Origin of the sequence: Klebsiella sp. KPN54798 (assembly GCF_021184225.1) — a bacterium.
GTDB classification, from domain to species: Bacteria; Pseudomonadota; Gammaproteobacteria; order Enterobacterales; family Enterobacteriaceae; genus Klebsiella; species Klebsiella pneumoniae.
The window spans coordinates 3099969-3115310 of record NZ_CP089234.1 but is presented as its reverse complement, the minus strand read 5'-3'; the positions used below and the strand labels follow the sequence as shown (position 1 = coordinate 3115310).

Sequence of the window (15342 nt, the reverse complement as noted above, 5' to 3'; positions counted from 1 at the left end):
AGGTGAAAACGTGGAATTACTTGCTCAGTACGGCTTATTTTTAGCCAAGATCGCGACGGTTGTCGTCGCCATCGCGGTGATTGCCGCTATTATCGTCAACCTCGCTCAGCGCAAGAAGCAGCGCGGCGAGCTGCGGGTGACCAATCTTAGCGAGCATTATAAAGAGATGAAGGAATCGCTGGCGGTGGCGCTGCTGGATGGCCCGCAGCAGAAGCAGTGGCATAAGGCGCAGAAGAAAAAGCAAAAACAAGAGGCGAAGGCGGCCAAAGCGCGGGCGAAGCTGGGTAATGCCGAGCCGGAAGGCAAGCCGCGTGCCTGGGTGCTGGATTTCAAAGGCAGTATGGATGCCCATGAGGTCAATAGCCTGCGGGAAGAGATCACCGCGGTACTGGCGGCGGCGAAAGCGCGCGATCAGGTGGTGATTCGCCTGGAAAGCCCCGGCGGGGTGGTGCACGGCTACGGTCTGGCCGCCTCTCAGCTGCAGCGCTTGCGCGACAAGCAGATCCCGCTGACGGTGGCGGTCGACAAAGTGGCGGCCAGCGGCGGCTATATGATGGCCTGCGTGGCGAACAAAATTGTCTCGGCGCCGTTTGCGATCCTTGGCTCTATTGGCGTGGTGGCGCAGATCCCGAACCTGCACCGCTTCCTGAAGAATAAAGATATCGATATCGAACTGCACACCGCCGGGCAGTACAAACGAACGCTCACCATGCTGGGCGAAAATACCGAGGAAGGGCGGCGCAAGTTCCGCGAGGATCTCAATGAGACACATCATTTGTTTAAGGATTTCGTCCACCGGATGCGTCCGGGACTTGATATTGAGCAGGTGGCCACCGGCGAACACTGGTACGGGGTGCAGGCGCTGGAAAAAGGTCTGGTGGATGCGGTTGAAACCAGCGATGAGCTGCTGCTGGGGCTGATTGAGAGCCACGAGGTGATCGGGGTGCGTTATCAACAGCGTAAGAAGATGCTCGACCGCTTTACCGGTAGCGCGGCGGAGAGCGCCGATCGGCTTCTGCTGCGCTGGTGGCAGCGCGGTCAAAAACCGCTGATGTAAATAACATAACGCGAGGCCTGGGCCTCGCGTTATTGTTTTCACCGGTCTTAATCGACCAGGTGGTACTTGTCCGACAGCTCGTGAGCAAGATACTTAAACATGTTAAATACCGCTGTACTCTTTGGCGTCGGTAGTCCCTGCTCATCAAGGTAAAACTCACCGCTAAACACCAGGACATTGTTGCGCTGAACGACGTCGGTGGCTTCGATACCGGCTAACGTATCCTCATGTTCGCGAATAAGTTTGTTGGCTTTTTCGAGCAGCGTCTGGCGATCGATTGGTTGGGTTGTACCTTGCATAACGGACTCCTCTTTTTCTCCGCGCGTAGTTTACGCCGCGCGGCGGCGTGGGGCAAATTTTCCATGCATAAATCAGGGGTAATGGTAACCAGTGGAGAAACAGCCGTTTACTGGCGGGATTTGCTTTTGCATGCTAATAAAGTTGCGTAACGAATTTTATCAGGTACAGTGTGACGCTTTCGGCGATCTGGCAACAGATTTGCTTGACATTCGGCCAAAAATTCTTCGTGCTATGTCACCTGACGAGAAAAAGTCAGCAAACTCAAGCGCCTGGTTTTACGGAGATGAAACGGGTGTTCAGGGTTGATATTCACCGACGGTGCCGCAACATATGAGGCAGTCGCCAGTGGAGGGTGTATGAATGTGCGATGTATTCCTGGATGAATCAAATTAGGTAAAGGTGAATATGGGTAAAGCTCTCGTTATCGTTGAGTCCCCGGCAAAAGCCAAAACGATCAATAAGTATCTGGGTAATGACTACGTGGTGAAATCCAGCGTCGGTCATATCCGCGATTTGCCGACCAGTGGATCAGCTTCCAAAAAGAGCGCCGACTCTACCGCCACCAAAGGGGCTAAAAAGCCTAAAAAGGACGAACGTAGTGCTCTGGTTAACCGTATGGGCGTGGACCCATGGCATGACTGGAATGCGCACTATGAAGTACTTCCGGGTAAAGAAAAGGTAGTTTCAGAACTCAAACAGTTGGCGGAAAAAGCTGACCACATCTATCTCGCAACCGACCTTGACCGCGAAGGGGAAGCCATTGCCTGGCACCTGCGGGAAGTCATCGGCGGCGATGAACAGCGTTACAGCCGCGTGGTGTTCAATGAGATCACCAAAAACGCTATTCGTCAGGCCTTTGAAAAGCCGGGCGAACTGAATATCGATCGGGTTAACGCCCAGCAGGCGCGTCGTTTTATGGACCGCGTGGTGGGCTATATGGTTTCGCCGCTGCTGTGGAAAAAAATCGCCCGTGGTCTTTCTGCCGGGCGCGTGCAGTCCGTCGCGGTCCGCCTGGTGGTGGAGCGTGAACGTGAAATTAAAGCGTTCGTCCCGGAAGAGTACTGGGAAGTCGACGCCAGCACCACCACGCCGGGCGGTGACGCCCTGCCGCTGCAGGTGACCCATAAGGACGATAAGCCGTTCCGTCCGGTCAGCCGCGATGAGACCATGGCGGCGGTATCGCTGCTGGAAAAAGCCAGCTACAGCGTACTGGAGCGTGAAGATAAGCCGACCAGCAGCAAGCCGGGCGCGCCGTTCATCACCTCCACCCTGCAGCAGGCGGCCAGCACCCGTCTGGGCTTCGGCGTGAAAAAGACCATGATGATGGCTCAGCGACTCTATGAGGCAGGGCACATCACCTATATGCGTACCGACTCCACCAACCTGAGTCAGGACGCGCTGAACATGGTTCGCGGCTACATCAGCGACAAATTTGGCAAAAAATATCTGCCGGATAGCGCGAACCAGTACGCCAGCAAAGAAAACTCGCAGGAAGCGCACGAAGCGATTCGTCCGTCTGATGTGAACGTGCTGGCGGAAACGCTGAAAGATATGGAAGCGGATGCGCAGAAGCTTTATCAGCTGATCTGGCGCCAGTTTGTCGCCTGTCAGATGACGCCGGCGCAGTACGACTCCACCACGCTGACCGTGGCTGCGGGTGATTTCAAACTGAAAGCGCGCGGTCGCACTTTACGTTTCGACGGCTGGACAAAAGTCATGCCGGCGCTGCGCAAGGGCGATGAAGACCGGACGCTGCCGCTGGTCAAACAGGGCGACCGCCTGAGCCTGGTGGAGCTGACGCCTGCGCAGCACTTTACCAAGCCGCCGGCGCGTTTCAGCGAGGCCTCGCTGGTGAAAGAGCTGGAAAAACGCGGGATTGGCCGTCCGTCGACCTACGCGTCGATCATTTCGACCATTCAGGATCGCGGCTACGTGCGGGTGGAAAACCGTCGTTTTTACGCCGAAAAAATGGGCGAGATCGTTACCGACCGGCTGGAAGAAAACTTCCGCGATCTGATGAACTACGATTTTACCGCGCAGATGGAGGATCGCCTCGACCAGGTTGCGAACCACCAGGCCGAGTGGAAAGAGGTGCTGAACCACTTCTTCGGCGATTTTACCACCCAGCTGGCGACGGCAGAGAAAGATCCGGAAGAGGGCGGCATGCAGCCGAACCCGATGGTGCTCACCAGCATCGACTGCCCGACCTGCGGCCGTAAAATGGGGATCCGTACCGCCAGCACCGGCGTTTTCCTCGGCTGTTCGGGCTATGCCTTGCCGCCGAAAGAGCGGTGCAAAACCACCATCAACCTGGTGCCGGAGAACGAAGTCCTCAACGTGCTGGAAGGCGATGACGCGGAAACCAACGCGCTGCGAGCCAAACGTCGCTGCCAGAAGTGTGGGACGGCGATGGACAGCTACCTTATCGATCCTAAGCGTAAGCTGCACGTCTGTGGTAATAACCCGACCTGCGACGGCTACGAGATTGAAGAGGGCGAATTCCGCATCAAGGGCTATGACGGCCCGGTGGTGGAGTGCGAGAAGTGCGGGTCTGAAATGCACCTGAAAATGGGGCGTTTCGGTAAGTACATGGCCTGTACCAACGACGAGTGTAAGAACACGCGTAAGATCCTGCGCAATGGCGAAGTGGCTCCGCCGAAGGAAGATCCGGTGCCGCTGCCGGAGCTGCCGTGTGAGAAGTCTGACGCCTACTTTGTGCTGCGCGACGGGGCGGCGGGCGTCTTCCTGGCGGCCAACACCTTCCCGAAATCACGGGAAACGCGTGCGCCGCTGGTGGAGGAGCTGTACCGCTTCCGCGATCGTCTGCCGGAAAAACTGCGTTATCTCGCCGATGCGCCGCAGCAGGATCCGGAAGGCAATAAAACGCTGGTACGCTTTAGCCGTAAAACCAAGCAGCAGTACGTGGCGTCTGAAAAAGAGGGCAAAGCGACCGGCTGGTCAGCTTTCTTTATCGACGGTAAGTGGACGGAAGCCAAAAAGTAATGGCGTTCGTTCGGGCAGGAAAAGCGCGCTTTTCCTGCTCAGGCGACCGGCAGAGAGAGTGCATTTCTCTGCCGTGTCGTCTTCCCCTCTTTGCGTTAATTTCCTCCCCTTATAACCACCTATATTATTTTTCGTTAGCGTCTATACAGTGTTGATATAAATGATATAGTGGTTATAGTTAATGCCTTTTTTATTATTAAAACGTCTTATACATCATCGCTTTCAGGATGCATTGCGGCGCCACTATGGCCAACTGCCGGGAGCCCAGGGCCTTCATCGGCGACAAGTTGCCTGAACGTAAAGTGTATTAAGCGGCTTCATTTTACGCGCAAACGGATATCAGCCATGAAACTACAACAGCTTCGCTACATCGTTGAGGTGGTTAACCATAACCTGAATGTTTCATCCACCGCCGAAGGGCTCTATACCTCCCAGCCGGGTATCAGTAAGCAGGTCCGCATGCTGGAGGATGAGCTGGGCATTCAGATCTTTGCCCGCAGCGGTAAACACTTAACCCAGGTGACGCCGGCCGGGCAGGAGATCATCCGCATCGCCCGCGAAGTGCTGTCGAAAGTCGATGCCATCAAATCTGTCGCCGGAGAGCATACCTGGCCTGACAAAGGGTCTCTTTACGTCGCCACCACCCATACCCAGGCGCGCTATGCGTTACCGGGAGTGATCAAGGGGTTTATTGAACGCTACCCGCGGGTGTCGCTGCATATGCATCAGGGCTCGCCGACTCAGATTGCGGAGGCTGTGTCGAAAGGCAATGCCGATTTCGCCATCGCCACCGAGGCGCTGCATCTGTATGACGATCTGGTGATGCTGCCATGCTATCATTGGAACCGGTCGATTGTAGTGACCCCCGAGCATCCTCTGGCCACCAAGGGCTCGGTGTCCATAGAGGAACTGGCCCAGTATCCATTGGTAACCTATACCTTTGGCTTTACCGGCCGCTCCGAACTGGATACCGCGTTTAACCGTGCGGGCCTGACGCCGCGCATTGTTTTTACCGCCACCGATGCCGACGTCATCAAAACCTATGTTCGCCTGGGGCTGGGGGTAGGGGTAATCGCCAGCATGGCGGTGGATCCGGTCTCTGACCCGGATCTGGTGAAGCTGGATGCGAACGGTATTTTCAGCCACAGCACCACTAAGATAGGTTTCCGCCGTAGCACCTTCTTACGAAGCTACATGTATGATTTTATTCAACGTTTTGCTCCCCATTTGACCAGGGACGTGGTAGATACCGCGGTGGCTTTACGCTCGAATGAAGATATTGAAGCGATGTTCAAAGATATAAAACTTCCGGAAAAATAACCCTGAAAATAATAATGGCACTCCCTGCGAGGAGTGCCATTAACTATGATGGACTGTATTTAACAACTTAAACCTCGAACCAATCACAAAATTAATAATTTTTGGCAACACGTTTTTCATTATGCCCGCCGCGATCAAATAACCGGTTAAATATATTCCATCAGGCCTAAATTCACTGGATTAATCTTTTATCCATAATTAAGATTTATCTGTACCTGATGATTTGAGCAATTGGTGGTGACAATATGATAAGTAATATCGATTACATGAAACTGGCGATGTCATACGAGAATGACAAAACCGAAATCGATCCCGTTCTGCGTAGTCGCGTATGGGGCGTAGTGTTGGTAGGGTTGGCGATGTTCTGGAGCATCATCGCGCTCACCATCTGCAACATCTGGATTGTCAGCTAAAGCTGTAGGTCATCGTTGTAGATACATGTCATTTTTATGACAGTGAAAGGAAACTGTAATATAAAATCAGTGACCGGCAATACAGGGAGAATATATTTTGCCGCTGGATTCATCCAACCTGAAATCACTCACCAGAGCTAATCACTGCCAGCTGGCCGATTAGCTCTTTTTTTGTCCTCGTGTACTAATACAATATCGGCATACGCCCTCTTTGCACTATTTTGGTGCTATTTCGCCTGCTCTCGGATAATTCCCGTTTCCTCTCTCTCTGTCTCGTCGTATTTAGCAATTTGGGTTGTTATCAAAGTGTTATGCTCAGTATGTGTTATCTTTAATGGAGACCCTGAGGAGAATCAGGGTATGCCATCCCTGAGATAAAGGAGGAGCTATGTCGTCAACCCTACGAGAAGCCAGTAAGGACACGCTGCAGGTCAACGATAAAACCTGGCATTACTACAGTCTGCCGTTGGCGGAGAAGCAGCTGGGCGAGATCAGTCGACTGCCCAAGTCGCTGAAGGTGCTGATGGAGAACCTGCTGCGCTGGCAGGACGGTGACTCGGTAACTGAAGAAGATATTCGCGCCCTGGCCGGCTGGCTGCAACAGGCCCATGCCGACCGGGAAATCGCCTACCGTCCGGCACGCGTCCTGATGCAGGACTTTACCGGCGTGCCGGCGGTAGTGGATCTGGCCGCCATGCGCGAGGCGGTGAAACGCCTTGGCGGCGATACGGCGAAGGTTAATCCGCTATCGCCGGTTGACCTGGTGATCGACCACTCGGTGACCGTTGACCGCTTCGGCGACGACGAGGCCTTCGAAGACAACGTCCGCCTGGAAATGGAGCGGAACCACGAACGCTACGCTTTTCTGCGCTGGGGGCAGCAGGCCTTCAGCCGCTTCAGCGTGGTGCCGCCGGGCACCGGTATTTGCCACCAGGTGAACCTGGAATACCTTGGCCGGGCGGTCTGGAGCGAGGAGGTGAACGGCCAGTGGATGGCGTGGCCGGATACGCTGGTGGGCACCGACTCCCATACCACCATGATTAATGGTCTTGGCGTGCTGGGCTGGGGCGTGGGCGGGATTGAAGCGGAAGCTGCTATGCTGGGCCAGCCGGTGTCAATGCTGATCCCCGATGTTGTGGGCTTTAAGCTCAGCGGCAAACTGCGCGAAGGCATCACCGCCACTGACCTGGTACTGACGGTTACCCAAATGCTGCGTCAGCATGGCGTCGTCGGCAAGTTTGTTGAATTCTACGGTGACGGCCTGGATACCTTACCCCTTGCCGACAGGGCGACCATCGCCAATATGGCGCCGGAGTATGGCGCCACCTGTGGCTTTTTCCCTATCGATGACGTAACGCTCAGCTATATGCGTCTCAGCGGCCGTAGCGAAGAACAGGTCGCGCTGGTGGAAGCCTACGCTAAAGCCCAGGGCATGTGGCGCCAGCCTGGCGATGAGCCGGTCTTTACCAGTACCCTGGCGCTGGATATGAGCAGCGTCGAAGCGAGCCTCGCCGGGCCGAAGCGACCGCAGGATCGCGTGGCGCTGGGCGATGTTCCGAAAGCCTTCGCCGCCAGCGGCGAGCTGGAGGTTAACCACCTTCAGCGTCAGCGTCAGCCGGTTGACTATACGCTGAACGGGCATCACTATTCGCTACCGGATGGCGCGGTGGCTATTGCAGCGATTACCTCCTGCACCAATACCTCTAACCCCAGCGTGTTGATGGCCGCCGGTCTGCTGGCGAAAAAAGCCGTCGAACGCGGCCTGCAGCCGCAGCCGTGGGTGAAAGCTTCCCTGGCCCCAGGCTCGAAAGTGGTGTCGGATTATCTGGCCCATGCCGGCCTGACGCCTTACCTCGACCAGCTCGGCTTCAATCTGGTGGGATATGGTTGCACCACCTGTATCGGTAACTCCGGTCCATTGCCTGAACCTATCGAAGAAGCGATCAAAAAAGGCGATCTGACCGTCGGGGCAGTGCTCTCCGGTAACCGTAACTTCGAAGGGCGTATTCATCCGCTGGTGAAAACCAACTGGCTGGCCTCGCCGCCGTTGGTGGTCGCCTATGCGCTGGCGGGGAACATGAATATCGACCTCACCCGCGAGCCGTTGGGACAGGGCAAGAATGGCGAGCCGGTCTATCTGAAAGATATCTGGCCGAGCGGGGAGGAGATTGCCCGCGCGGTGGAACAGGTCTCCACCGAGATGTTCCGCAAAGAGTACGCAGAAGTGTTTTCCGGCACTGAGGAGTGGAAGGCGATCAAGGTGGAGGCGTCAGATACCTACGACTGGCAGGAGGACTCGACCTATATTCGCTTGTCGCCGTTCTTTGACGAGATGGGCGCCGAGCCGCTGCCGGTAGAGGATATTCGCGGCGCGCGGATCCTCGCCATGCTGGGCGACTCAGTCACCACGGACCACGTTTCGCCTGCGGGGAGCATTAAAGCCGATAGTCCGGCAGGCCGCTATCTGCAGGAGCATGGGGTTGCCCGGCGCGACTTTAACTCCTATGGTTCCCGTCGCGGTAACCATGAGGTGATGATGCGTGGCACCTTCGCCAATATCCGCATCCGTAACGAAATGGTCCCAGGGGTGGAAGGGGGCATGACCCGCCATCTGCCGGATCCTGAACCGATGGCGATTTACGATGCGGCGATGCTGTACAAGGCTGAGGGCACACCGCTGGCGGTGATTGCCGGTAAGGAGTATGGCTCAGGTTCCAGCCGTGACTGGGCGGCGAAGGGCCGCGCCTGCTGGGGATTCGGGTAGTGATCGCCGAGTCCTTCGAGCGTATCCATCGTTCCAACCTGATCGGAATGGGCATTTTGCCGCTGGAGTTCCCGCAGGGCGTCACCCGCAAAACGCTGCGGTTGACCGGGAAGAGCGGATTGATATCAGCAATCTGCAGTCGCTTCAGCCTGGCGCTACGGTGCCGGTGACCCTGACTCGCGCTGACGGCTCGCAGGAAGCGATCCCTTGTCGGTGCCGTATCGACACGGCGACAGAACTCACCTACTACCGCAACGACGGCATCCTGCACTACGTTATTCGTAATATGCTGTGAAACAAAGGGCCAGCATCGCTGGCCCTTTTTCGGTTATTCCACCGGTTTATTCCGTCGGCTTGCTGTTCAGCAGATGGCCCATCTTGGCGGCTTTGGTGTCCAGATAGTGAGCGTTTTTCGGGTTACGCCCGACGATCAGCGGCACCCGCTCCACAATGTTGATCCCGGCTTCGGTAAGAATTTCCACTTTTTTCGGGTTATTGGTTAATAACCGCACCTGCTCAACGTTGAGCAATTTGAACATGTCGGCGCACAAGGTGAAATCGCGCTCATCGGCGGCGAAGCCAAGCTGATGGTTCGCTTCGACAGTGTCGTAGCCCTGATCCTGCAGCGCGTAGGCGCGGATCTTATTCAATAAACCAATGTTGCGTCCTTCCTGGCGGTGATAGAGCAGGATCCCCCGACCTTCTTCAGCGATATGCGACAGGGCCGCTTCCAGCTGAAAGCCGCAATCACAGCGCAGGCTAAACAGGGCATCGCCCGTCAAACACTCTGAATGTACGCGGGCGAGGACCGGCGACTGCCCTGATATATCGCCATACACCAGCGCGACATGATCCTGTCCGGTTGCCAGTTCTTCAAAACCCACCATCAGGAAATCGCCCCAGGGGGTTGGCAGTTTGGCTTCTGCCACACGTTTAAGCTGCATGTGATTCTCCAGATTCTGTCAGCACCTGACTGTGCTTTCTGTTTCCCGCTATTTTGCCACAACGCCTGGACGTTCTCCTAATCGCGAACGGTTAGCCGTGTGGAAAGCGCACAAACGATCTACTTTCCGCTATGATGTTCATCTACAAGGAGAAGGAGAGAAAATGCTGTTGATAGCCCGACGAACTGCTCTCGCGGCGGCGCTGCTGCTGGTTATGCCCCTCACGGTCTGGCTTTCCGGGTGGCTGTGGCAGCCTGGACTGCCGGTTGCCATGTTGAAAAGCCTGTGGTGGGTGACGGAAACGGTGACCCAGCCGTGGGGAATTATCACTCATGTCGTGCTTTGCGGCTGGTTCCTCTGGTGTCTGCGCTTTCGGCTGCGCGCGGCGTTGATCCTGTTCCTTATCCTTGCCGCCGCTATCCTGGCGGGACAGGGGGCGAAATCCTGGGTCAAGGCGCGGGTCCAGGAGCCGAGACCGTTCGTCATCTGGCTGGAAAACACAAGGCAGGTGCCGGTGACGCAATTCTACGCGTTAAAGCGTAAAGAACGCGCTAAACTGGTGCATGAACAGCTGGCGCAGGCGCAGGACATTCCGTCATTTTTACGCAAACACTGGCAGAAGGAGACGGGGTTTGCTTTCCCGTCAGGTCACACCATGTTTGCCGCCAGCTGGGCGTTACTCGCTGCGGGGCTGCTGTGGCCGCGTCGCCGCTGGGGCACAATCGCGGTGCTGCTGGTGTGGGCGACGGCGGTGATGGGCAGTCGCCTGGCGCTGGGCATGCACTGGCCGCTGGATCTCATCGTCGCCACGCTGATCTCCTGGCTGCTGGTCACGGTGGCCTGCTGGCTGACGCAGCGCCTTTGCGGGCCGCTCTCGCCGCCCGGAGAAGAGGCGCAGGATATTAAAAAACGGATGCCTGAAGCGGAATAATGTTGATTTTAGCGGCATCCGACCGCATATCCTGAAGAGTTGCCATGCTTTTTCATTCCACCGCTGCGGCGAAAATGATACTTTATAGGGCTGAAAGCGGGCTTTTTTCGCGCAACCCACATAACGGGAAGTCATGTGAAATATTTACTCATTTTCTTACTGGTGTTAGCAATCTTCGTCATTTCAGTGACGCTGGGGGCGCAGAATGACCAACAGGTCACTTTCAACTATTTACTCGCTCAGGGTGAATTCCGCATATCGACGCTGCTGGCGGTGCTGTTTGCCGCGGGCTTTGCCATTGGCTGGCTGATCTGCGGCCTGTTCTGGCTGCGGGTGCGTGTCTCACTGGCGCGCGCGGAGCGGAAAATTAAGCGTCTTGAGCATCAGATTGCCCCCGTCAGCCCGGCGGCTGTCGACGCAGGCGTGCCTGCGGTGAAGGAATAACCTCTTATGCTGGAGTTGTTGTTTCTGCTTTTACCCGTTGCCGCCGCTTACGGCTGGTACATGGGGCGCAGAAGTGCACAACAGTCCAAACAGGACGATGCGAGCCGCCTGTCGCGAGATTACGTGGCGGGGGTTAACTTCCTGCTCAGCAACCAGCAGGATAAAGCCGTCGACCTGTTCCTTGATATGCTGAAAGAGGATACCGGTACCGTTGAGGCGCACCTGACGCTCGGTAATTTGTTCCGTTCGCGCGGCGAAGTCGACCGCGCGATTCGAATTCACCAGAGCCTGATGGAAAGCGCGTCGTTAACCTACGATCAGCGCCTGTTGGCGGTGCAGCAGCTGGGACGGGATTATATGGCCGCCGGACTGTATGACCGCGCGGAAGACATGTTCAAACAGCTGGTGGATGAGACCGATTTCCGCCTCGGCGCGCTGCAGCAACTGCTGCAGATTTACCAGGCGACCAGCGACTGGCAGTCGGCTATTGAAGTGGCTGAACGGCTGGTGAAACTGGGGAAAGAGAAACATCGTGGCGAAATCGCCAACTTCTGGTGCGAACTGGCCCTGCAGCAGATGGCAGCCAACGATCTGGATAAAGCGATGGCGTTGTTGAGAAAAGGCGCCGCCGCGGACCGCAACAGCGCCCGGGTATCGATCATGATGGGCCGGGTGTGGATGGAAAAGGGCGACTACGCCAAAGCGGTGGAGAGCCTCGAGCGGGTTATCGATCAGGATAAAGAGCTGGTGGGTGAAACGCTGGAGATGCTGCAGACCTGCTACCAGCAGCTCGGCAAAACCGATGAATGGGAAGTTTTTCTGCGCCGCTGCGTGGAGGAGAACGCCGGGGCGACCGCCGAACTGATGCTGGCGCAGATCCTTGAGCAACGGGAAGGCGTCGAAGCGGCGCAAAACTACGTCACCCGGCAGCTGGAACGCCACCCGACCATGCGCGTCTTCCATAAGCTGATGGACTACCATCTCAACGAAGCGGAAGAAGGGCGGGCGAAAGAAAGCCTTGGGGTGCTGCGAAACATGGTTGGTGAGCAGGTGCGCAGCAAACCACGCTATCGCTGCCAGAAATGCGGGTTTACCGCTCATACACTCTACTGGCATTGTCCGTCCTGCCGCTCGTGGGCGACCATTAAACCCATTCGCGGTCTCGACGGCCAGTAAAGCCAAAAAAAAGCCCTCCGTTAGTTACAACATACTTATCGCTTCACTCCTCTCCAGGCGCGGCCCCGGCAGCGCCATCGTCCGGTCAGGGCAGGTACGGCAGTCTGTTATTTTGTTCGCTTCACAGGTAGAATGCTGCCCGTTTACCTTTTTTGCGCCACCCCGGCGCCCATCAACACTAAGGTCTGGTCATGACGTCTACAGCTATCCCATCTTCCCGCGCTGTCACATCCTCTCCCGTTGTGGTTGCGCTCGACTATGATAATCGCGATAAAGCGCTGGCATTTGTCGACCGCATCGACCCGCGCGACTGCCGCCTGAAGGTGGGCAAAGAGATGTTCACCCTGCTGGGCCCGCAGTTTGTCCGCGATCTGCATCAGCGTGGGTTTGAGGTGTTCCTGGACCTTAAGTTTCACGATATTCCCAACACCACCGCCCGCGCGGTGGCCGCAGCGGCTGAGCTGGGCGTATGGATGGTGAATGTCCATGCTTCCGGCGGCGCGCGAATGATGACCGCCGCGCGCGAAGCGCTGCTGCCGTTTGGCAAAGATGCGCCGTTGCTGATCGCTGTCACGGTGCTCACCAGCATGGAGTCCAGCGATCTACAGGATCTGGGCATTACCTTATCTCCGGCTGACTACGCGGCGAAGCTGGCGGCGCTGACCCAACGCTGCGGCCTTGAAGGGGTGGTGTGTTCAGCCCAGGAGGCGGTGCGCTTTAAGCATGAGCTGGGGCAGGCGTTTAAGCTGGTGACCCCGGGGATTCGTCCGCAGGGCAGCGACGCTGGCGATCAGCGGCGAATTATGACTCCTGAGCAGGCTCAGGAAGCTGGGGTAGACTATATGGTGATTGGTCGCCCGGTTACTCAGTCGGCGGATCCAGCCGCGACGCTGCGGGCGATCAACGATTCTCTGCGCAAGGGGGCATAATGAGCGATTCCAACAGCCGTCTGGTCTACTCCACCGAAACCGGGCGTATCGACGAGGCGAAACCGGCGCCGGTGCGCCCGAAAGGCGACGGCATTGTGCGGATCCAGCGCCAGACCAGCGGCCGCAAGGGCAAAGGCGTCTGTCTGATTAGCGGGATTGATGCCGATGATGCTGCGCTAACCGCTCTGGCGGCAGAGTTGAAAAAAAAGTGCGGCTGCGGCGGCGCGGTGAAAGATGGCGTGATCGAGATCCAGGGCGATAAGCGGGATTTACTCAAGTCGCTGCTTGAGGCGAAAGGGATGAAGGTCAAGTTAGCCGGTGGCTGATCGCTATTTTCCCTCTGCACCAATGGTCTGGTTGAAATAACAAGGCCGCGGTAAATGCCGCGGCCTTGAATGATTTAACGTGCGTAAGTCAATTCGTGTGAATTATTCTTTTATTTCGTCAGATAATTAAATTATTTGCCGACCTGGTGACCAATAATACCACCGACTGCTGCGCCACCCAGGGTACCGAGCGCGCTACCGTCAGTTAACACCGCACCACCGATAGCGCCGGCGCCAGCGCCGATAGCCGTGTTACGATCGCGTTTAGACATGTTAGAGCAAGCGCTCAGAGACATTGCTACAGTGACAGCCAGAACGACAGCAGCCATTTTTTTGCTCGTTGAAGTCATCATTTTTTTTCTCCTGAATAATCTATTCATGGATTACAGCGCTCCTTTAAGCATAGCCTGATAAAGCAGCTTTAGGGCAATTCCATGAAGTTAAGGTGCGCAGGTGTCACGAAAATCACGCAGGTGATAGTCACTTCCTGTTATATCGCTAATAATAATTTTACTTTTTTTAAAATTTATCGTCAGGTAAAAAGTCTTAATTAGCGGCTCGGAATACTCTCAGAGCGATAAAGCGCCCCTTCCGGCGCTTTGGCAGGAGATGGGGCGGCGGAGGATCAGATGTAGGGCACGATATCGACGGTCAGGCCGCTGCGGAGCAATTGTTCGCGACAGGCGTCCGGTAAGCGATCGTCGGTAATAACGCGATTAAAGCGGCCGGCGGGACCGAGCGGATAGGGATGTACCGCGCTGAATTTTGAACTGTCGCTAAGAATAATTGCCTCACAATGCTTCTCCAGCACGGCGTTCACCACGTCCGCACGCATCATATCGCGGCCGGTAAAGCCGGTTTCCGCCTGCCAACCGTCGATCCCGATGAAGGCTTTGCTGAAATGCACCTGCTGGATGAACTGACGGGTTAGCGGACCGACCATACTCTCACTGCGTTTCTGATAAATTCCGCCCAGCAGGATCACCTCTCCTGGGGTCTCTTTCAGCAGATGGGCGATATAGCTGCTGACGGTAATGATGGTGATATCGCCGCGCTCGGCCAGCGTACGCGCCAGCAGGGCATTGCTGCTGCCGTTTTCGATAAATACCGTTTCACCGGTATTCACTAGCGCCGCAGCCCGGCTGGCCAGCTCACGCTTAATGGCGAAATGGGTCATCATGCGGGTTTCGACATCTTCGCTGTCCAGCGGTACGGCATAGCCATGAGTACGGCGCAAATAGCTCTGCTTTTCCAGCAAATTCAAATCCTGACGAATAGTAACCTCAGAGACACCGGTCATCTTCGCCAGATCGGCGACGCTCATGCGGCCTTTATCGATGACCACTTGCAAAATACTTTGTTGTCGGGCGTTCATAGCAACATCACTGTTAGGGGGCTATATGGCGAGCAACCGGTCCATATGGCCGGCTGCGGCATGGCTGATATTCAGATTTCCCAGGGCGCCTTGGGTTGGTTTTGTTGTTCAGCATCGTCCGCCGCCAGCGCCAGCAGCTCCGCTTTGAGGATCTCCAGATTATGGATCGCAGAATGGTAATCACCGGCAACCAGAATATCCAGCACGGTATCGATACGTTGAGCGAGCAGGTGGGCATTCACATCTGACATGGCATTATCCTGGTAACAAAAACGAATGAAATCAATGATGCTAAAAATGAATGAAAAAGAGAAGCGAAAAAAACGCACAACCTTAATCGGTGCGACGGAAATGGCTTGA

The 15342-nt window shown here is 56.0% G+C and carries 15 protein-coding genes and 1 pseudogene; 11 read left to right on the top strand and 5 right to left on the bottom strand.

Features of this window, described 5'->3' with window-relative positions; all coding sequences use genetic code 11:
* Positions 1 to 10 precede the first annotated feature (10 nt).
* Positions 11 to 1057 (top strand): protease SohB, encoded by a 1047-nt coding sequence (sohB, locus tag LPQ25_RS15055; RefSeq protein ID WP_015874691.1) that lies wholly within the window; start codon positions 11 to 13, stop codon positions 1055 to 1057.
* A gap of 47 nt (positions 1058 to 1104) precedes the next feature.
* Here sohB and LPQ25_RS15050 read toward each other — a convergent pair whose 3' ends face one another.
* Entirely contained in the window at positions 1105 to 1356 is a 252-nt protein-coding gene (locus LPQ25_RS15050; protein ID WP_002901761.1) for a YciN family protein, read from the bottom strand.
* A gap of 406 nt (positions 1357 to 1762) precedes the next feature.
* Here LPQ25_RS15050 and topA point away from each other — a divergent pair, with 406 nt between their 5' ends.
* The 5 genes and pseudogenes from topA (at position 1763) to LPQ25_RS27425 (ending at position 9152) form a co-directional block, all read left to right on the top strand.
* The gene (topA, locus tag LPQ25_RS15045; RefSeq protein WP_002901763.1) at positions 1763 to 4360 is read left to right on the top strand and encodes a type I DNA topoisomerase; all 2598 of its coding nucleotides are present in this window, start codon (positions 1763 to 1765) and stop codon (positions 4358 to 4360) included.
* Between the two features lie 345 nt (positions 4361 to 4705).
* A complete protein-coding gene (gene cysB, locus LPQ25_RS15040) occupies positions 4706 to 5680 on the top strand; it encodes an HTH-type transcriptional regulator CysB (protein ID WP_002901772.1) in 975 nt (324 codons plus the stop codon).
* A gap of 245 nt (positions 5681 to 5925) precedes the next feature.
* Positions 5926 to 6093, top strand: coding sequence for a YmiA family putative membrane protein (locus LPQ25_RS15035; RefSeq protein ID WP_002901776.1), 168 nt, complete (start codon positions 5926 to 5928; stop codon positions 6091 to 6093).
* 388 nt (positions 6094 to 6481) lie between these two features.
* Positions 6482 to 9027 (top strand): annotated as a pseudogene (gene acnA / locus LPQ25_RS15030) (aconitate hydratase AcnA).
* Positions 9018 to 9152 carry a hypothetical protein gene (locus tag LPQ25_RS27425; protein ID WP_442788040.1) on the top strand — a complete coding sequence of 45 codons (135 nt, stop codon included), beginning with the start codon at positions 9018 to 9020 and terminating at the stop codon, positions 9150 to 9152. Before acnA ends, LPQ25_RS27425 begins: the two are co-directional and overlap by 10 nt.
* A 46-nt stretch (positions 9153 to 9198) precedes the next feature.
* Here LPQ25_RS27425 and ribA read toward each other — a convergent pair whose 3' ends face one another.
* Positions 9199 to 9801, bottom strand: a complete 603-nt coding sequence (gene ribA / locus LPQ25_RS15025) for a GTP cyclohydrolase II (protein ID WP_002901778.1) — start codon at positions 9799 to 9801, stop codon at positions 9199 to 9201.
* Between the two features lie 163 nt (positions 9802 to 9964).
* On the opposite strand from ribA, the gene pgpB reads away from it, so the two are divergent.
* The 5 genes from pgpB (at position 9965) to yciH (ending at position 13607) form a co-directional block, all read left to right on the top strand.
* The gene (pgpB, locus tag LPQ25_RS15020; protein WP_002901779.1) at positions 9965 to 10732 is read left to right on the top strand and encodes a phosphatidylglycerophosphatase B; all 768 of its coding nucleotides are present in this window, start codon (positions 9965 to 9967) and stop codon (positions 10730 to 10732) included.
* A 135-nt stretch (positions 10733 to 10867) separates the two neighbouring features.
* Positions 10868 to 11176 (top strand): LapA family protein, encoded by a 309-nt coding sequence (locus LPQ25_RS15015; protein ID WP_002901780.1) that lies wholly within the window; start codon positions 10868 to 10870, stop codon positions 11174 to 11176.
* Positions 11177 to 11182: 6 nt separating this feature from the next.
* Positions 11183 to 12352, top strand: a complete 1170-nt coding sequence (gene lapB, locus LPQ25_RS15010) for a lipopolysaccharide assembly protein LapB (RefSeq protein ID WP_004140292.1) — start codon at positions 11183 to 11185, stop codon at positions 12350 to 12352.
* A gap of 191 nt (positions 12353 to 12543) precedes the next feature.
* Complete coding sequence (gene pyrF / locus LPQ25_RS15005; protein WP_014907762.1) at positions 12544 to 13281, top strand: orotidine-5'-phosphate decarboxylase; 738 nt, start codon at positions 12544 to 12546, stop codon at positions 13279 to 13281.
* Positions 13281 to 13607 (top strand): stress response translation initiation inhibitor YciH, encoded by a 327-nt coding sequence (gene yciH / locus LPQ25_RS15000; protein WP_002901782.1) that lies wholly within the window; start codon positions 13281 to 13283, stop codon positions 13605 to 13607. Before pyrF ends, yciH begins: the two co-directional genes overlap by 1 nt.
* A gap of 131 nt (positions 13608 to 13738) precedes the next feature.
* On the opposite strand, the gene osmB is transcribed toward yciH, so the two are convergent.
* The 3 genes from osmB to LPQ25_RS14985 form a co-directional block, all read right to left on the bottom strand.
* A complete protein-coding gene (osmB, locus tag LPQ25_RS14995) occupies positions 13739 to 13957 on the bottom strand; it encodes an osmotically-inducible lipoprotein OsmB (protein ID WP_002901783.1) in 219 nt (72 codons plus the stop codon).
* 275 nt (positions 13958 to 14232) lie between these two features.
* A complete protein-coding gene (gene yciT, locus LPQ25_RS14990; RefSeq protein WP_002901785.1) occupies positions 14233 to 14982 on the bottom strand; it encodes a DNA-binding transcriptional regulator YciT in 750 nt (249 codons plus the stop codon).
* Positions 14983 to 15053: 71 nt separating this feature from the next.
* Complete coding sequence (locus LPQ25_RS14985; protein WP_002901786.1) at positions 15054 to 15233, bottom strand: YciZ family protein; 180 nt, start codon at positions 15231 to 15233, stop codon at positions 15054 to 15056.
* Between the last annotated feature and the right edge of the window lie 109 nt (positions 15234 to 15342).

What these genes read in the sequence shown, in the direction of transcription:
- LPQ25_RS15050 (WP_002901761.1), bottom strand. Translation starts at nt 1,356, where the DNA reads ATGCAAGGTACAACCCAACCAATCGATCGCCAGACGCTGCTCGAAAAA.
- topA (WP_002901763.1), top strand. Translation starts at nt 1,763, where the DNA reads ATGGGTAAAGCTCTCGTTATCGTTGAGTCCCCGGCAAAAGCCAAAACG.
- cysB (WP_002901772.1), top strand. Translation starts at nt 4,706, where the DNA reads ATGAAACTACAACAGCTTCGCTACATCGTTGAGGTGGTTAACCATAAC.
- LPQ25_RS15035 (WP_002901776.1), top strand. Translation starts at nt 5,926, where the DNA reads ATGATAAGTAATATCGATTACATGAAACTGGCGATGTCATACGAGAAT.
- ribA (WP_002901778.1), bottom strand. Translation starts at nt 9,801, where the DNA reads ATGCAGCTTAAACGTGTGGCAGAAGCCAAACTGCCAACCCCCTGGGGC.
- pgpB (WP_002901779.1), top strand. Translation starts at nt 9,965, where the DNA reads ATGCTGTTGATAGCCCGACGAACTGCTCTCGCGGCGGCGCTGCTGCTG.
- lapB (WP_004140292.1), top strand. Translation starts at nt 11,183, where the DNA reads ATGCTGGAGTTGTTGTTTCTGCTTTTACCCGTTGCCGCCGCTTACGGC.
- pyrF (WP_014907762.1), top strand. Translation starts at nt 12,544, where the DNA reads ATGACGTCTACAGCTATCCCATCTTCCCGCGCTGTCACATCCTCTCCC.
- yciH (WP_002901782.1), top strand. Translation starts at nt 13,281, where the DNA reads ATGAGCGATTCCAACAGCCGTCTGGTCTACTCCACCGAAACCGGGCGT.
- osmB (WP_002901783.1), bottom strand. Translation starts at nt 13,957, where the DNA reads ATGACTTCAACGAGCAAAAAAATGGCTGCTGTCGTTCTGGCTGTCACT.
- yciT (WP_002901785.1), bottom strand. Translation starts at nt 14,982, where the DNA reads ATGAACGCCCGACAACAAAGTATTTTGCAAGTGGTCATCGATAAAGGC.
- LPQ25_RS14985 (WP_002901786.1), bottom strand. Translation starts at nt 15,233, where the DNA reads ATGTCAGATGTGAATGCCCACCTGCTCGCTCAACGTATCGATACCGTG.